The sequence below is a fragment of the Pseudomonas sp. GW821-FHT09C09 genome (assembly GCF_059418105.1).
Genome location: NZ_JBWKPF010000002.1, coordinates 814,591 through 832,007 on the forward strand (window position 1 = coordinate 814,591; position 17,417 = coordinate 832,007).

Consider the following 17,417-nt stretch of genomic DNA (forward strand, 5'->3'; position numbering starts at 1 on the left):
ATGCGCCTTCAGTGGCGCTTGAGGATCCGGTCCATGACCCAATCGGTCTTCAGGGCCTCTGCCCCGGTCGCCGGATGCTGTGATTCGCCGCAAATCTGCGCGTTCATGCCCAGCACGTGATGCCACTGGATATGTTCGTGATGGGGGATTTCCAGGCTGATGACCTCTTCGGCATGCAGTTCGACCGGATGCTCGTCGAACACCGAAAACCCGATCCGCCCTTGGCTGCCGATGATCTCGACCCGATCCTCGCGCCGGTCCGCGACAAAGCTCCAGCAGCCCATGCCCAGTGCGCCCGAGGCAAACCGCCAACTGGCGCTGACCGCATCTTCCGCCGCGTACAACCCGGCCTGACGCGCGGTGAAACCGGCGACTTCAACAATGTCACCGAGCAGATACTGGAACAGATCGAAACCATGGCTGGCCAGATCCGCGAAATAGCCGCCACCGGCCACCGTCGGATCGGTGCGCCAGTTGGCGCTGCCGTCCAGATCCCTGGGCGACGGCGCCTTGGTCAGCGACCAGCTCAGGTGTCGTATCTCGCCGATCCGCCCCTGCTCCAGCCATTGCCGAACCTGCTGGAAGCGCGGCAACGAACGGCGGTAATAGGAGACGAACAGGTGCAGACCGGCATCGGCGAACACCTGCTGCATCTCGCGGCTTTGTCCGGCGTTGAGGGCCATGGGTTTTTCCACGCAGCAATGCTTGCCGGCAGCGGCGACTTTCAGGCTATAGGCGTGGTGACTGTCGGGTGGCGTGGCGATGTACACCGCGTCCACTTCGGGGTCGTTGATCAGGGCATCGACGTCGGTGTAAGTCCGGGCGATGCCGTGGCGCGCCGCATAATCGGTCACGGATTCGAGGCGTCGCCCCATCACCGCCACCAACGCCGAGCCGGGCGCCTTGTAAAAGGCCGGCCCGCTCTTGCGTTCGGCGACACTGCCGCAACCGATCATGCCCCAGCGCACCACGTTCATCGTCACGCCTTAGCCGATGCGCAGTGCGCGCAGGTCGAGGTGGCCGTTTTGCAGCGGCGGGCACCAGTAGTAGCCGCCAGTGATCGGCCGGCTGATGCGGTACAGACCGTCGGTGATGCCGTCTTCCAGACCGCTCATGCGGCGCAGTTGCGCTTCGAAGGCATCGAGGGAGAAACCGAACGCCAGGAACATCAGACCGGCGCGCTCACCTTCGATCCACGGCATCGAACGGCGCACGACGAAGGCTTCCGGGGCGAAGCTTTCCTGGGCGGTGCGCTTGACGTGGGCGGACACCGGGGCGTCGTCGATCTCTTCGTTGTCGCTCAGGCGACGGCCCATGATGTTGTCCTTGTCTTCGGCGGACAACGCATGGAAACCCTTGAGGTCGTGCTGCCACTGCTGGATCGCGGCGAAGCTGCCACCGACCAGACCTTCGGCGCCTTCACTTTGCAGTGCGGCGGCGATGGCGGCTTCGTCATGCGGGTTTTCGGTGCCGTCTTCATAACCGGTGAGGTCATGGCCGTCCTTGTGGCGGAAGGCTTCCTGCATCTGTACCAGACGCAGCGCCGGGGCCAGTGCGGCCTCAAGCGCGGTGCTGCGGTTGAGCAGATCGCCACGGTCGACACCGTGCAGCCAGACCCACAGGGCGTGCTGGGTCGACGGGTTTTCCACGCCGACGCCGGTCAGCGCAGGGAAGCTGCGCAGGCCGTCGATGTTCACATTCAGGGCCTTGGCCAGGGATTCACCGAAACCGACCACCGCCGACTTGCCGTCCACCAGGTTCAGCAGGTTGTCGATCGCCTGCGGCAGCGCTTCAACCGACTCGAGGGCGAAAAACAGGTGACGTGCTTGTGGCGGAACTGGGGTGGCGAGGATGCCCGGCTGGTAGTAACTCATGTCGACTCCTTGGAAAGAGCGCGGAGTTTAACTGTAGCCGGAGAGTTTGTGGGGGATCAGATGACACACTCGTTGCGCCACGCGCTCGGGCTTTTGCCGGTCCAGCGCTTGAACGCCCGACGAAAACTGCGCACGTCGCTATAGCCAACTTCCTCGGTGATGCGCTCGATCGGCATGTCGGGATTGGCCAGCAGGCTCATGGTGCGGGCCTGGCGCACTTGCTCCAGCAGCGCCTCGAAAGTCAGTGAGTGCTCGGTCAGCCGCCGGCGCAAGGTGCGGCTGCTCATGTTCAGGTCGCCGGCGATCTTTTCGATATGGCTGCCCCGGCTCAGGTCTCGGGCAATGGCGCGCTCCACAGCCTGGATCAGATCGAGCTTCTGATGGACTTGCGCCGCTTCCAGCTCCAGCAACTTGACTGCCTGACGCAACGCCAGCGAATGATGGTTGGGCAGGTTCACATCCAGCCATTGCACGTCGATCAGCATGCGGTTGTGCAGGCAGCCGAAGCGCACGTCCGGCCCCAGCAGCCGCCGGTATTCATCAACGTAATCCGGCGCGGCATGCACAAACTCCACGGCAATCGGCTTGAACGTCTCGCCCACCAGCGCCCGGCCGTAGACCAGCAGGCTGGCGTAAAACTCTTCGACGGCGAATATCTGCACCTCAGCGAACGGCAAACGGCATTCCACGTCGACGTACACTTGCTCGCCCACCACATCCACGCTGATCACCACGATCCCGCCGGACGTGTGCTGATGGCGAATGCCCAGCTCGAACGCATCACGCAGGTTCTTGCACAGCGACAGCACATGCCCGAGCAACCCCAGTGTGCCAAGCACATTTTGCGCGCCGACCCACAGCCCCAGCCCCTGATTGGGCAAGGCCTTGAGCGCCCGCTGGATCATGGCCACGGCCTGGCGATAGGAAATCCGCTGCGACGGGTCCTGCAGATCCTCGACGTCAAAGCCCAGGCCACGGCACAGGCTTTGCGGCTCGATGCCCTTGTTGGCGGCGACTTCGGCCAGGGTCTGCAGCAGAAATGGCGACACCAGCGCCAGATCGAAGGTGGGGTCTTGGAGTTTTGCGTTCATGGGGGCTGACATTCCGGATCACGCTGAATTGTTATTTTTGTTACCGGTTATGTCGAAGGAAGTTAGCACAGGGTTGATGAAGTGTCCGCAGAAGCCCCCTTCCGTGTCCGCCAATACCCTGCCCCGGCGTGCGCCAAGGGCTTATTTCTATAGTGGCCGGGCGTCCTGCGCGCCGGCGGTGCGCCCAAACACAATAATAATGAGGACGGACATGACCCCGAACCGCGCGACATTCCCTGTGCGACTGGCGCTGAGCCTGCTCGGCTGCGCCACCACCCTGCCGGCGCTGGCCACCGAAGCCGGCGTCGACAACATCGGCCCCGGCACCGACGGCTTCTTCATGCTGCCGCTGGAGGTCGACAGCCTTCCCGAGAACATGGTCGCCTTCAACCTCTACTACAACCATTACAAGGCGACCAAGCTGAACATCAGCTCGTTCGGCGGCAAGGTTCCGAATGTCGAGATCGAATCCACGGCGGTCATCCCGCGCATCGACTACTTGAGCCCGGTGCGGGTGTTCGGCGGACGCCTGGCCGGCTACATCGCCCAGCCGTGGCTGAAGCAGGAAGTCTCGGTGTTCGGCCAGAGCGACACCCGCGAAGGCATGGGCGATACCACCATCGCCCCGATCATCCTGTGGGACATGGGCAAGAACCTGACGCTCGGCGCCGCCGTGGAAATCACCGTGCCCACCGGCGAATACAGCGTCGACCGGCTGGCCAACACCAGCAACAACTTTTACACCTACAAGCCGCTGTTCTCCTTCACCTGGCTGCCGACGGACAAGACCGAAGTCTCGATGAAGACCACCTACAGCTTCAACGAGAAAAACAAGGACACCGACTACAAGTCCGGGCAGATCTTCCACTTCGATTACTCCGCCAGCTACAAGATCACCGACGACCTGATGCTCGGCGTCAATGGCTATTACCTCAAGCAGACCACCGACGACAAACAGTTCGGCCACACCGTGCAGTTCGCCGGCCAGGACGTTGACGACGGCGTACGCGGCAAGGTGTTCGCCATCGGCCCGGCGCTGCACTTCACCTTTCTCAAGTACGCCAGTGCGGAAATCCGCTGGGCCAGGGAGTTCGACGTGGAGAACCGGCCGGAGGGCGATATGTTGTGGGCGAAGGTGAGTATTCCCTATGCGTTTTGAGCGCATTTGTAGGAAAACGCGCCTGAATGTGTAGCCGGAAAACCTGAAAAACACTGGGGTGGAATAGGCCTACAACGGCGGTCGAGATTGCCGGACAACGGAGGGAAACGTCCTGCAGATTTGAAAGGGGGGACTTGCAGATACTGGGTCCCGCTACCTCATGGTTCCTCAAGGGCTCATGGGGTGCATCGTCTGCCAGTGACGACAATGGGCCCTTCCCCCCTTAGACTGCTGAAATTGATCACGGAGATCACTATGAGCATATTGCATTCCCCGTTCTACTCTGACTTCGACTCCGAAGAAGAGGCAGAGAGCTACGATCGCTGGTTTCGTGCCAAGGTGCAGGAGGCACTGGATGATCCTAATCCGGGCATTCCCCATGAAGAAGCCATGATGCGGCTCGACCAACTATTAGAAGAGAGACGCAAGAATCGACGCGCTGCCGCTTGAATGGAGCGAACAAGCTCTGGACGATCTGGCTGACATTATCGATTACGTTGAACAATACAACTCAAACGCTTCAACGGCTCTGCAGCACAAGGTTGGTGCAGCAACGCAAAGGCTTTCATCAATCCCTTATGGTTACCGGTCCGGTCGAGTGCCAGGCACTCGGGAAATGGTGGTCAATCCAAACTATCTGCTGGTCTATCGAGTGAACGGGCGCATCAAAATACTGACGTTAGTCCACACCCGACGACAATACCCACGAACCTCATCAACCTAAAAAAAGGGCGGCCAAATGGCCGCCCGAAGCGTACTACACGAGAGTCCTTTTACAACGTCAGCTGCCCCCGCTCCTCCTCGGTCAGCTGCTGTTTCGCCTGTTCATCCAGCACCCCGGCGCCCAGCACCTGCACCGGGCTGTTGGGGTTGTAGCCCGGCGTCGGTGCACGGCTCGCGCCGTCGCGGGTCGGGGCCAGTTGCTCGTTGCCGAAGCTCAGCACCTGCACGGTGAACACCGAGGCCTGGTTCTGGCGCGACGCGGCTTGCTGCTGACGGGCGACGTCTTCTGCTGCCTGGGTCGCCGATGACGCGGCGGAACTGGCCGAGGTGATCGCCCCGGTATTGACCGCCGAGACCACCGGCACACCGGTCGCCTTGCCCTGCACCGAGATGTTGGCGGCGTTGACCACCGTCAGCGCAGCGATGTTGACGTTGCCCGAGACGCGAATCCCCGCCTCGCCCGCATCGATGGTGCCCAGCGGCGCGATCAGGTCGATATCCCCCGGGGCCACTTCGGCAATCGGATTGAGCGTGGCGATACCGGCGCCGGTGCTCGGCACCGATGGCGACAGGGTCACGTTGCCCCAGGTGTCGTACACGCGTTTCGGCGGCGTGTAGACCACGGTGGTTTTCGAGCCGCGACCGGCGTTGATGTCGCCCTTGGCGGACCAGCCAAGGATCGAGCCGCCAAAAGTGGTCATGATCCGGCTCTGCCCCAGCAGAATGCTGCCCTCGGAGTAGAGCTGAATATTGCCCGAGCCCTGGGTGATGATCCCCGCCGTGGACGGCGGCGCCGCGCCCTCGATGCCGAACACCTGACCGCCGCCCGGCGTGAGCATCTGGATGTCGCCGCCGAACAGGGTTTTCACCCCCGCTCCGCCGTACATCGTGATATCGCCGTCATAACGGACCGGATTGCCGGCCACATCGGTAGTCGGGAACAGCGCCGCGATGGCGTTGCGACCGCGCAGGTAACTGCCTTTGCGTGGGCCGCCAACCTGGTTGTACTCCAGGCCACCGGCACGCAGTTCGGCGAAGTACACCTGGCGGGCGAAGATCGCTTGTTCGGCACTTGGCAGCGCAGCGAAGAAGGTTCTGGCCTGTTCTTCACTGCCGCTGAAGCCGTAGCCGAGGGTCAGCCAGCTTTGCAGTTCACCGAGGTAGTTTTTCACCACTTTGCCAGGTTGCGCGGCAAGGGACAGGTTCGCGTCAGCGAGATTGTCCCGGCTCAGGTAACGGGCGATGAAACGTCCGTAATCCGCACCTTGTGCACCGATGCCGGCCTGCAACACGACGCTGGCGCCGGGTCGACTGTCGCCCTGCACAATCGGCCCGAGGCTGGTGATGCTCGCGCGATCTTCCATGAGGATATTGCGCCCGGCATTGATGTCGAGCAGGCCGGGGCCGGTGATGTCGAAGCTGCTGTAGAGAATGTCGCGCCCCGCCGAGACCCGCGAAACATCACGCGCACCGTTGTGGACGAACAGGTTGCCCGAAGAGGCAATGGTTTCGCCGTTCCAGCCCAGATCCGACGGCGCAGCAGTCGGTTTGCCCAGGTCGGTGCCGGCCGCGACGATATCGCGACCGGCCAGCATCCACACGGGCGCAGCCGCGACATACCAGGTGCGCAGTGAATCGCTGAAGCGCAAGGTTTCACCGCTGCGCACACCGACCAGATCACCAGCCAATGCGTAAAAACGTGCCGGTGCCTGCACACCGCTGGTGCCCGAATACGTGTCGGCACCAAATGCAAACAACGGATAACTCAGGTTCTGACTCGGTGCCACGCCATCAACGCTGTAATTGCTCAGGAGCGGCTTACTGCTGCCGTATTGCGCATAGCCGCTGAACGCCGGCGCGAACGGCGTGGCGATGGCCGCCCGGCTGGCGCCGGACTGATCGATGGCATAGCCGCCGGCGTAGATCGAGTCGCCGGCCAGCATCTCCAGTTGGCCAGCGGTTGAAGGTGCCAGTACCAGCGAATAAGCCGATGCAGCTGGATACGCGCTGGAGACAGACACCGCAGACGCGCCGGCATAGATCGAACCCTGACCGGCCACGGCGCGCAAGATCGACGGGTAGACAAAGCGCAGATCGCTCGGCGAGCTGTTGCGATTCGTCAACGGCCCCTGGGTGCTGGTCTCGGCCAACTGGGTGCTTGGAGTCAGATTGCCCCCGACTGAAAACAGATCGATGGCGGTGTGGTCGGTCCACAGCGAGAAGCCCGCCAGCCCGCCTCCGCCATGCACGACGCCGGCGGCATCGGTGAACGGCGTGCTGTTTTGCAGACGCACACGCCCCGGGTCCGCCGCGCCACCGAGCACCAGATCGCCACGGGTGCTCAGGCGCATGCCCGAGTCACCCGGGATCAATACCAGACCACCGGTAGCAACGCCCAAGGTCGAGGTGAACGGGTCGAAGGCCCGGGTTTCGCGCGCATCCTGCAACGCCGGTGCCGCACCGTATTGCAGGTTGATCGCGCCGAGCGCCCCGCCTGACAACTGCGCCGCGCCGCGCAGGTTGATCAAGGCACCCTGCAAATCATGGTTCGGTGAGCCATTGCCGTTCTGCCCTGTGCTTGCTTGCCGCGACGGGTTGAGCGTGCCGCCGATGCGGATATCCATGTCGCCGCCACCGGTCAATTGCAGGCTGCCGTCGCTGCCGACCCGTCCGGTGCTGCCGACCGCAACGATCAAGCCTTGGCTGCGCGGGTTCAACCCGGTGTCGCCCAACGGCCGGAGCATGCCGCCGTCGCCGCCGGCGCGCAGGCTGACATTGCCGCCACCCAGCGCACCAAAACCCGTGAAGCCGACCAGATAAGGGCCGCTATCGGTACCCTGATCCGGTAGGGGTTGGGTCGCATAGCTGCCAAAGTTGATCCACCAGGCAGTCGGCACATCGCTGTTGCCGGTGCCCTGGCGCCAGAGCCAGTTGCCCACCGAGACGCTGGCAACCTGCTCGCGAAGCTTGGCCAGGGGGTTGAGGCTGCGACGGCCCACGGCGTCGCCGGACACCGAGCCGCCGGCATTGATCGTCAGGTTGCCGCCCCCCTGCGGATACCACGCCTGATACAGGCTGTCGCTACCGCCGTTGACCCATTTTTCATAATCGGCGCCCTGGCTCCCCAGCACCGAACCGTTGTCGGTCAAGGTGCCACGGCGCAAGTTGTAGCGCGGATCGACGTCGCTCGATTGAGTGCCGGCGGTGTAAACCCCGAACGGCGAGTCCATGCTCAGGTTGCCGGCCGCCAACAGGTCGAGATCGCCGGTGCCGGTGCGCAACACGCTGAACATCTGCGAGTGAGTCGTGGTGCTGATGCCGCCCTTGTTCGGTGCGCAGGAAAACGGATCCGCATCACACCACCACAGGTCGCCCTCGGCCACCGGTGTGCCCGCCGGCATCCCGGCAATGTTGTCCGGCGCCCAGAGGAACTTGGCCGGCAACAGGCAGGCGCCGGGGAACACGTCACACAAATACAGTTCATCATCGCTGACCACCGTGCCTTCCGGATAACCCATCGGGTTGCCGTCGACCCAGGTCGTATCGAGTTTTTTCTCGGTCACTTTCAAGCCGTAGTGGGTATCGGCCAGACGCAGGTTGCCGTCACTGGTCAGCGGTTTCAGTGCGCGGCTGTCGGCGGCATCCAGGTCGGAGCCGGCTACCAGACGCATCGACCACGACGTGCTGCCCGCCGGCAACATGCTCGCCACGGCCCAGTTACGACCCTGTTGAGTGGTGTTGGTGTAACCGCGCAGTTCAATGAAAGCCGTACCGTCAGCCAGCACCACATCGGTCATCGACGGAATCAGCGAGCCACGCAGCAGCGCCAGCGCACCGCTCAATTTGACCCCGCCAAGCACGTTATCCGCACCGAGCGTGCCCGGCAGCGGCACGCCTTTGGGCCAGCGCAGGGCTTGCAGTGCGGTGGCCGTGTTCAAGCGGGTGCCGGCGCCCAGGCGACTGCCGATCGGCAAGGTCACGTCCTGTGTGAGCAGAGTGCCGGCCGCGTACAGCAAATTACCCGCCGAGTCGTGGATGGCGGCGGACAATACGCTGCCGGCATTCAAGGTGTACGCACCGGCCAGAACCGCCTGGGTCGGCAACAGTGTGCCGCTGGCGAAGGTGGCCGCCTGAATCGGCAAGTCGTAGTTCAAGGTCGTGCCGCTCGGGAACAGCGTACCCTCGGCCAGCGTCACACCGCTGCCCGGCACGATCAGATCGCCGCCGAACGGCTGCACGCCCGGCAGCAGTTTCCAGCCGGCGTCATCCACGGTTTCCGGCGGCGGCGCGAAACCGTCGTTGATACTGCCGTAGATATCGAGGTTGCCACCGGCCCGCATCACCAGACTTGCCGACTCACCGGAGCCATACAGCGCAGTTCTTTGCGTGTGCGGGTTGAGGCTCGCGTAGCGATAGCGCGACAGGTCGATCTCGCCTTCGACCAGCAGATCGCCGTCGGCGGTCTTGCTGACGATTTCCACGCCCGGGCGCAGATGGAAGGCATCGCGGTAGGTCGCGTTGTTCAACCCTGCCAGTTTGCGTTGCAGCAGGTCACTGTTGCCCAGCGCCGCGTTGATGAAGGCGTCGCTGTCGCCATGAATCCGATCGAACAACGCCTGATCAATCACCTGATACGGGCGGCCGCTCGCTGCCGGATCAACGCCGTCGCGGGCATCCGTGTAGCGGCGCACGGCGTTGAGGCCAATGGAGCGAGCGCCTTGGATGCTCAGCGTGCCATTGGCATCAATCGCGATATCACCGGCGCCCAGACGCGGCGCGTTCAGCTCCAGGGTGCCCCGTGCACGACCATCGTTTTGCCCGGGCAGATTGCCCAACGCGGCATCGGTGCCGTGGCGCAAATCGATCCGCGCGCCGGAGGCCAGCGTCAGCACGCCCGCACCGGAATCGAGCTCGACCATCGCCCGGTTCGGCGCATCGATGATCTTGCCGTAGCTGTCGACCCGCAGCACTCGACCATGAGCGTCGAGGACCGAACTGCCGCCCAGGGTCAAACCGTTTTTGCCGGACAGACGAATGCTGCCGACCCGCTCGCCACTGGCATCGATAGTGCCGGCCACGCTCAGGTGGCCATTGTCCAGGGAGACATTGACCTCGCCGGCACGCAGGCCATCGCCGATAAGCAGATCGCCCTGTTTGAACTGGAAGCTGCGACTGCCGAACACCTGGCCGTCGTTCAAGCGCTGGTTGAGCGCGGCAAATTGCTGATTCAGATCGCCGCCCAGTTGCTGCGCACGAATCTCCACGCCCCCGGCCTTGTACGGCACCCAGGTGCCACCGGCATCGTAATGACCGCTGCTGGCGCCGAGGATCTGGCCTTGCAGATCGACCACCCCGGCGCCCGCCCCCAGCGCCACCGCGCTGAGGTTGCCGGCCTGATTGTTCTGCGCCGACAGGTCGATGCGCGAACCGGCTGCCTGACGGATATTGCCGCTGTTGCTGAAGAGCGATACGTCACCGCCCCAGCTGTATTTGTTGACGTCGTTGAATGGCAAGGTACGCCCGGCCAGATCCAGCTGTGCATTGCCGGTCAGGGTCAGGTCATTCTCGGCCTTGACCACCAGTTTGCCGCTGGCCAGCGCAATCCGGCTGTCGAGGACAATATTGCGTGCATCGAGGGTCAATTCCGCGCCCAGCGCATCGGCTGCCGCGCCGGTGGCGCTGCCGGTCAGGGTCAGGTTATTGCCCGCCTTGAGCGCGTTGATCGAAGCCGCTTCACCGGTCAGCAACGGCGTACGCAACGTGAGGTTGCCGCCGCTGTAGGCATAGCCCTTGACCGGGTCGTATGCGCCCTGCTCCTGATACACCGCAAGACTGCCCTTGTGATTGGCGGTGATGCGCTCGCTGGCGCTGAGATTGACGTTGGCAAACCCCAGCGCCAGACGATCGTTCTGATCCAGGCCGCTGGGCTGCGGATTCGGCCCGTAGCCGAATTCGATCCGCTGCGCTTCAACCTGCAGGGTTCCCTGTCCGGTGCCGGCGCCACCACTGACCACGGCTCCCGGCGCCTGAGTGGCACCGTTCCAGGTCAGATTGGCGGTGCGCAAGGTGGCTACATCCTGGCTGCCGCCCTGGCCGTAGATCGCCGGGGTCGTCAGGATCAGATTCTGCAGTTTGCTCTGGCCGGTTTGCGGGTCCAGCGTATCGAGCGTGGTGGTGCCAAAGAAGTTGAACGAGTCGCGAGCGGTCAGGTTCAGCGACTCCAGGGCCGGTGCCCCGAACTGGGTGTCGCCCTGCAGCAAGCGATTGAGCACGTTCTGGCTGAGGGTCAGACCGACCGGCACGCGTCCCGCCGCATCGACCAGGGCTTGTGTATTGCCGATATTGACCGCGCCGACCGCCAGGGTCAGGTGGCGGGTGCCGAAACGCACCGCCTCATCAAGTTCGAAGTGGTTGTCGGTGGCAGCGCTGATACTGCCGTTGGAATACAGGATGGCCGGATTACTGCACGGCGCCAGCGTGCAGGTGCCGATATGGATACTGCCGGCACCGGTCAAGTCGACGGCTTTCTCCGGCGCCAACACGCTGTTCCAGCCATTGGAAACCAGCAGCAGGCTGGCTTTCCCCGGCTGGTAGACAAAGCCGTCGGTGGAGTCGAACGAGACATCGCCGCGCCCCAGGGTATTGATCCCCGCCCCGGCCTCGACGGTAATGCCGCCGCGGGTGTTCTGAGTGCGCAACATGACTTCCGGCGCCGAGAGGATCGCGCCTTCACGCAAGAAAATGTCGGTGCTTGAGCCGCCGTTGACGAAGGTCACGATATTGCCGCCAGCGCCGTAGTCCACGCTCGGAGCCGAGCCGATGGCCAGACGTCCGGCATTCAGACGGTTGAGGCTGTCGGCATACAGCGAGACACCTTGAAAACCCGGCGTCGGCTCATGGCCTGCGCCCAGCACTTCGAGCACGCCGATGGACTGTTCGCGTACCACGGCCGTGCCCGTAACGCCGCCCTCGGCGGGCTGAAACAACACCTGGCCGTTGAAATCCAGGGCAATGGCAGGCTTTTCACCATGCTCCAGATTCAGACTCAGGGTTTTGCCATCCATCGGTGCCAGTGCCCGTGGTATTCCACGCCGCGCCGCATCACTGGTGATGAACTGGCTGTAGCTGGTTTCGTTGTATTGCGAGTAGCGGCGCAGCACATCGGCCGACGTCAGCGTCAGCGTGCTCGGCAGACTGTCACGCACGCCGGTATTGGCAATCGACATCCGGCCGCTGCTGGTCCATGAACCATTGCGCATCTGCAGCGCGCCCCCCATGGCCGCCGGCGTCGCCTGGCCGTTGACCTCGACCCGGAACGCCCCGGGCAGCAAGGCGAATGTCGAAGGCAGCAAGGTATAGGTGCCGGCCGGCAAACCCGGCACACCCGCACCGATCGTGACCTGTTGACCGATGCGCGGATCGACTGCGCCAGCCTCGGCGACCACCGGGGCATAGACACTCTGATTGCCCGGCAGGATTGCGTAGACCGGGTTGCTCCCCAGGCCCGGCAGGCTGAACGTGCCGTCAGCGGCATTGCGCACCAGCGGGTTATAGCGGGCATCGGTGGAACCGCCACGCCCGGAGACGAAACCGGCGCCGCGCAGATCCCCCCCGCCCGACAGGTCAATCACCGCGCCTTGCGCGACATCCAGGTACTGCGACTGCACGGTCACCCCGGCCGTGGTGCCGACGATGCCCTTCAACACCACCGGGCTGCCGTTATAGCGGTAATCGATGCCGTCGGTCGTGCCGCCGTAAGGCATGACCAGTCCGGCGGCGCTGACCGACGTGAGACTGCCGGGCAACAACGTAACCTCACGGGTCTGCACCGACTTGCTGCTCTCACCCAGGGTAATCAGGCCGAGCGGTGCCCGCACCACCCCGCCCTGTTCGATGTGGCTGGCGGCGAGGATCAACTCGCCGAACACCGAGTAAGGCAGTGCAGCCGGGACGCCACCCTGAGCGAAAATGCGCAAGGTGCCATCGCTCGGATCGGTCTGCTGGTGGAAGCCGGCGCGCACTCGGGCGTGGATCCCGCTCACCGGATAAATCTGTGCGGCGCCGAGGTTCAAGTCACCCGCCGTCCACAGGTCGGCATAGGTTTGCGTGGAAGAGCCGATGAACCGCAGGTCGCCCTGACTGGCCAGCGTGACGTCGGCAAAGCTGCGGCGACCGACTTCAAGGGCCGGCGCACCGAGTTGCAGGATATTGCCCTTGGTGCCGAACGACAGGCTGTTACCAATATCCAGCAGGTCGGCGCTGGCGGTGAACTGCGCCGCCGAGACGTCGGGCGTCGGCGCATGCATGACCCGAGGGCGGATAAAGGCACTGGAGTCGTAATACGCGCCCGGCCCCAGCAACCGCAGATAAGGCGCAGACAGATTGATCCGCGCATTGCCGCTCGAACCCTCGGCCAGGGAAATCGCGCCGGCGTACAGGCTCAGACTCTGATTCAGATGCAGATTGACGTCGCCATCGAACGAAATCAGGCCATTGCTCAGCAGGCCCAGATGATCGAAGCCGCCGGCCATCAAGGCATCGGCACTCAGCCGGGCACTGCCGTAAGTCAGCATGGGCGCGGCGTCACCGGGTGCAAGATCGGCCGCCAGGGTGGTCTTGCCGGCGCCCTGGCCGATGATGATTTCCCGTGGCCGCCGGACCTCGTTGCTGGCGGTATTGATGCGATACAGCGGCGTTTCCAGGGCGATGTCCAACCGTCCGCCACCGGCGCCGGCACCACCGGCTGTGGCGCGCAGGTCGCCGTCGATGAACAGGCCGTTGTAGGAACTCAGGGAAATCCGCCCGCCGTCGGTGGCAACCGTGGTTGGCCCCTGCCCGGCAATGTCCAGCACCGCCTGGGTGCCCGAGGCGTCAAGGCGCGCACCCTGGCGCACGATCACATACGCGTCGGCCGATGTCGCGGTGGCCTTCTTCGAATCGATTTCACCGCCAATGACGATGCTGCCGCCCTTGCCGACCTGGCCGTACACCCTTCCCAAGGCATCGACCGCTGTGGCGGCGCGCGCCGCTACATCGAGCACCGCGTGCTCACCGATCCAGATTGAGCGGTTGTGCGCCTGTATCGGCGCTTCCTGCTGGCTCTGGGCCGGGTCAATGTTGCCGAACTGCTGCTGGCGAATATCGATCGTGCCGCCCCAGGCCTGCAGCGTACCGTCAACGGTGATCTGCCCCGCCCCGCGCAAATTGATGCGCTGCCCCGGATCGACGCTCAGGCGTGAACCCGTGCCGAGGGTCAGTGTGGCGTTGCCCGGATCGATCAGCCCCACGAGGGTGGGACCGGCCTGCAACGACAGGCTGGCGCCGGCACGTTGGGTCAACAGCGCTTTGGTCGGGTTCTCCTGATACAGCGTCGGTGTCCATAGTTCCAGCGCCGTGCGCGGATCGCCGCCACTGACCCGGTTCGCAGCATCGTCAGTAAAACGATAGACCGGTGTGGTCACATCGATCTGCGTGTCGCGGGCCACTTCGAGGCCGTTCAGGCCAATCACGCTGTAGGCCGAAAAGCCTTTACCGAACAGGCTCGGCGCCAGTTGCAGCGTCGACTTCGCCGGCGCTTCGTCAGCCGCGCCGATCATCACTTTGCTGGCCTGCACCAACAACGTACCGCCACCCGTCACGCCGTAGCCGCGCAACTCGCCATCAAGATTGAGTTGCGAAGTGCCGGCGGCACTGTTGGCTGCCGACTCCAGCGTGACACTGCCGCCCTTGGCGCCACGGGTCTTGCCGTTGGCCAGGATCGCCCCGCCGGACGACACATCGAGCAGGCTGCCGCTCTGGATATCGATGTCGCCGCTGCTGCGGATCGAAATCAACCCGCCATCCAGCCAGGCCAGACTGGCCGCGTCGTCGGGGTTGGTGCGTTGATTGCTCCACAGCCCGCGGGTATCGAGTTGCACGCCATGGGCCACGGTGACCCGTTCCGGATGGCCAGCGGCCGGGGTGATTCGGGTGTCGGTAACGCTGCTGGTCTGCAACTGATTGAGCACGTTGCCCAGGCGGATACTGCCGCCACGGGCACTCAGGTCAGCATTGACCTGAACATCCGGCCCGTACAGGGTGATCTCGCCACCGGCATCGACCTGCAACGCGGCGTCCAGGGTAATGCGATCCTTGGCCGCGACCTTCAAGGTCCCGAGCCTGAAGCCGTTGAGTTGTCCGGCGTCGAGGAACAGCTTGCCCTTGCGTGCGTCGGAGACCGCTGTCAGCAGATCCCGGTCAGCGCCGTCGAGCATCGGTTCGCCACCGATCTGCACCTGATCGAGCAGCGGGTTCAGCCCATACAACAGACCGCCGGCCGCCGCCACATACGCCGGGTCATAGCTGCCGACGATCAGTTGTGCGCGACGCGCCAGCGCAGTCTGGCTCTGTGCATAGCCATCCAGCGGCGCACGCGGCGCCTGAGTCTGGCGCTCGCCCTGATACACCTCGCCGAGCAACTGCCCGTCGAGCACCGCATTGGTCGTGCCGATCACCAGTTGCCCGGCATCGCGACCCACGGTATAGCCGGATTCGCGGCGCGATTGCGGGGCAATCAACGGGCTGTAGTAGTAACTGGTCTGGCCCCAGCGTTCACTGCTGTCCTCATAGCCTTTGTACAGGCCGGTGTAGAGCATGTCCCCCGGTGCCCGCGAGACTTCGTACAAGCGCCCGTCGGCACCACGCAACCAGCTCTGGCGGATCTCGCCGCTCTGCACATCGAGCGTGCCGCCAGACAGATTGATCAGCGAGCCCTTCTCGGTGACCACATCGTTGCCGGCAAAACTCACCGCGCCCCCCTGGGCCATCCACTCGCCGATACTGTGGCCCTGAGTGCCGAGATAGCCGCCGACCTCCAGCAAGCCACCGGCGGTGTACCAGCGATCCGTCGCATAGCCGTTGGTGCCCGCCGGTACATACACCAGTTCACGCACATCGACCCACACGTCATTGCTGTTGAGCGCACCTTTTTCGCGGTTGACCGACGCGTCGCGCTGCTCATTGCCCTGAACGTTGATTTTGATGTTGTTGGATTCCATCGCGACTTTCACGCCGATGGCCCCGGACACATCGATCAGCGCCCCGTCGCGCACCAGACTGCGTCGCCCTGCCGCCACGGCCACCTGGCCGCCGGTGGCGAGGGTGATCGAACCGTTCTGGAACTCGACACTGCCACCGCTCTGAATCTCGATGCGCGACTGATCGCTGCGCACCTTGTTGTTGGGGCCGACGCCGGTCAGTGCGGCTTTTTGTTGGCTGTCGAGCGCGGTCAGATCACTGCTGTCGAGCATGATCGCCGTGGCACTGCCCTGCCCCAGCGTGACACTGCCGCTGGTATCGGTCGCCGGGTTGAGCAGGTGAATGGTGCCGCGCGTGGCCACCGAAGTACTGGCCAGCAGCACACCGTTCTGCACGACTTCGTGGCCGGTCAGGGTGATGTCGCCGGTGGCGGCCTGGATCAAGCCGTTGTTGCTGACCTTGCCGGCACCGCTGCCACTGTTGAAGCCGGGAATCACTTCGCTGCCGAAGGTCGTGGAGAAGCCGTTGCCCTCGGTGCCCGAGCCTTTGCGGATGTAGAAGCGGTCACCGGCACCGAGCACGGTCTGGCCCTTGGCGGTGCTGATGCTGCCGTCGTTCTGCACTTCGCTGCCGAGCAACAGTGCGTAGCCACCGGCATCGGTGGACGTCGCGGGGCCGGCGGTCTGGATCGATGCGCCGCGCTCGACCAGCACCTTGCCGGCAGCGTCGGTGAAGGTCGGCTGGCTGCCGCTGCTGTCGAAATACAGGCCCCGGTCACGGAACTGAATGTCGGTGATGTTCGCCGCGGCGGCCACCAGGTTGCGCACGTTGACCTGGCTGCTGCCGCTGAACACGATGCCGTTGCGGTTGATCAGCATCACCGTGCCGGCGCCCTTGATCTGGCCCTGGATCTGGCTCGGACGCGCAGCCGGATCATTGACCCGGTTGAGCACCGCCCAATTGGCCTGCTGGGCGAATTCCACAGTGGTGTTGCGCCCGACGTTGAAGGTTTCCCAGTTGAGAATCGCCTTGTCGGCGGTCTGCTCGATGCGCACATTGGTCTTGCCGTCGGCCTGGGTCTGCTGCGGGCCTTTGGCGTTCTGCCAGCCTTGCGCGAGGCTGTTATCGACTTGCAGGCCGCCGGCGCCCAGACCGTCCGGCACCACCTGCACCGAACCCAGCGCCGCTGCGCGACCGGCCGCCTGCGCCGCTTGTTGCGCGGCAATCGCCGCGACCGTGTTGTTCAAGGTCTGTATCGAACGCTGCAACTGCTGGTTGGCCCGCTGTTGCTGCGCCAGCGGTGGGGTCATGCCCGGCAACCCGCCGCTACTCGGGCGGGCTGCTGCCGCTTGCTGTGCAGCGCCCTTGGCGGCGAACCAGTTCGAACTGAACGCCGTCTGCGCCTGCGCACCGCCCGCCACCAGACACAACGCCACGGCCTGGGCCAATGGCTTGAGCAGCCACAGCGCCGGGTCTATGGCATCACGTTTTAACGACTGAACGCGGGTACGGCGACGGGATGGGCGAGCGAGCATCACTACGAGTCCTTTTGAT

Annotated in this window: 7 protein-coding genes; 3 read left to right on the forward strand and 4 right to left on the reverse strand. The window is 64.0% G+C overall.

All coding sequences use genetic code 11. The features are described 5' to 3' along the window. Positions 1–8 precede the first annotated feature (8 nt). Genes AC07NR_RS08665 through AC07NR_RS08675 form a run of 3 tightly spaced genes read right to left on the reverse strand, consistent with a single transcriptional unit; the run spans position 9 to position 2,965 of the window. The gene (locus AC07NR_RS08665) at positions 9–977 is read right to left on the reverse strand and encodes a Gfo/Idh/MocA family protein (protein WP_495078347.1); all 969 of its coding nucleotides are present in this window, start codon (positions 975–977) and stop codon (positions 9–11) included. A 9-nt stretch (positions 978–986) separates the two neighbouring features. Further along, positions 987–1,874, reverse strand: a complete 888-nt coding sequence (locus AC07NR_RS08670; RefSeq protein WP_495078348.1) for a Dyp-type peroxidase — start codon at positions 1,872–1,874, stop codon at positions 987–989. A gap of 56 nt (positions 1,875–1,930) precedes the next feature. Beyond that, the gene (locus tag AC07NR_RS08675) at positions 1,931–2,965 is read right to left on the reverse strand and encodes an AraC family transcriptional regulator (protein WP_085710145.1); all 1,035 of its coding nucleotides are present in this window, start codon (positions 2,963–2,965) and stop codon (positions 1,931–1,933) included. A gap of 211 nt (positions 2,966–3,176) precedes the next feature. Here AC07NR_RS08675 and AC07NR_RS08680 point away from each other — a divergent pair, with 211 nt between their 5' ends. The 3 genes from AC07NR_RS08680 (at position 3,177) to AC07NR_RS08690 (ending at position 4,848) form a co-directional block, all read left to right on the forward strand. Continuing rightward, a complete protein-coding gene (locus AC07NR_RS08680; protein WP_423203621.1) occupies positions 3,177–4,124 on the forward strand; it encodes a SphA family protein in 948 nt (315 codons plus the stop codon). A 255-nt stretch (positions 4,125–4,379) separates the two neighbouring features. Next, a complete protein-coding gene (relB, locus tag AC07NR_RS08685; protein ID WP_085710147.1) occupies positions 4,380–4,574 on the forward strand; it encodes a type II toxin-antitoxin system RelB family antitoxin in 195 nt (64 codons plus the stop codon). 37 nt (positions 4,575–4,611) lie between these two features. Further along, positions 4,612–4,848 (forward strand): type II toxin-antitoxin system RelE/ParE family toxin, encoded by a 237-nt coding sequence (locus AC07NR_RS08690; protein WP_240789134.1) that lies wholly within the window; start codon positions 4,612–4,614, stop codon positions 4,846–4,848. 49 nt (positions 4,849–4,897) lie between these two features. Here AC07NR_RS08690 and AC07NR_RS08695 read toward each other — a convergent pair whose 3' ends face one another. Beyond that, positions 4,898–17,398: a filamentous hemagglutinin family protein gene (locus AC07NR_RS08695; RefSeq protein WP_495078349.1), complete on the reverse strand. Its 12,501-nt coding sequence runs from the start codon at positions 17,396–17,398 to the stop codon at positions 4,898–4,900. Positions 17,399–17,417: the final 19 nt, after the last annotated feature.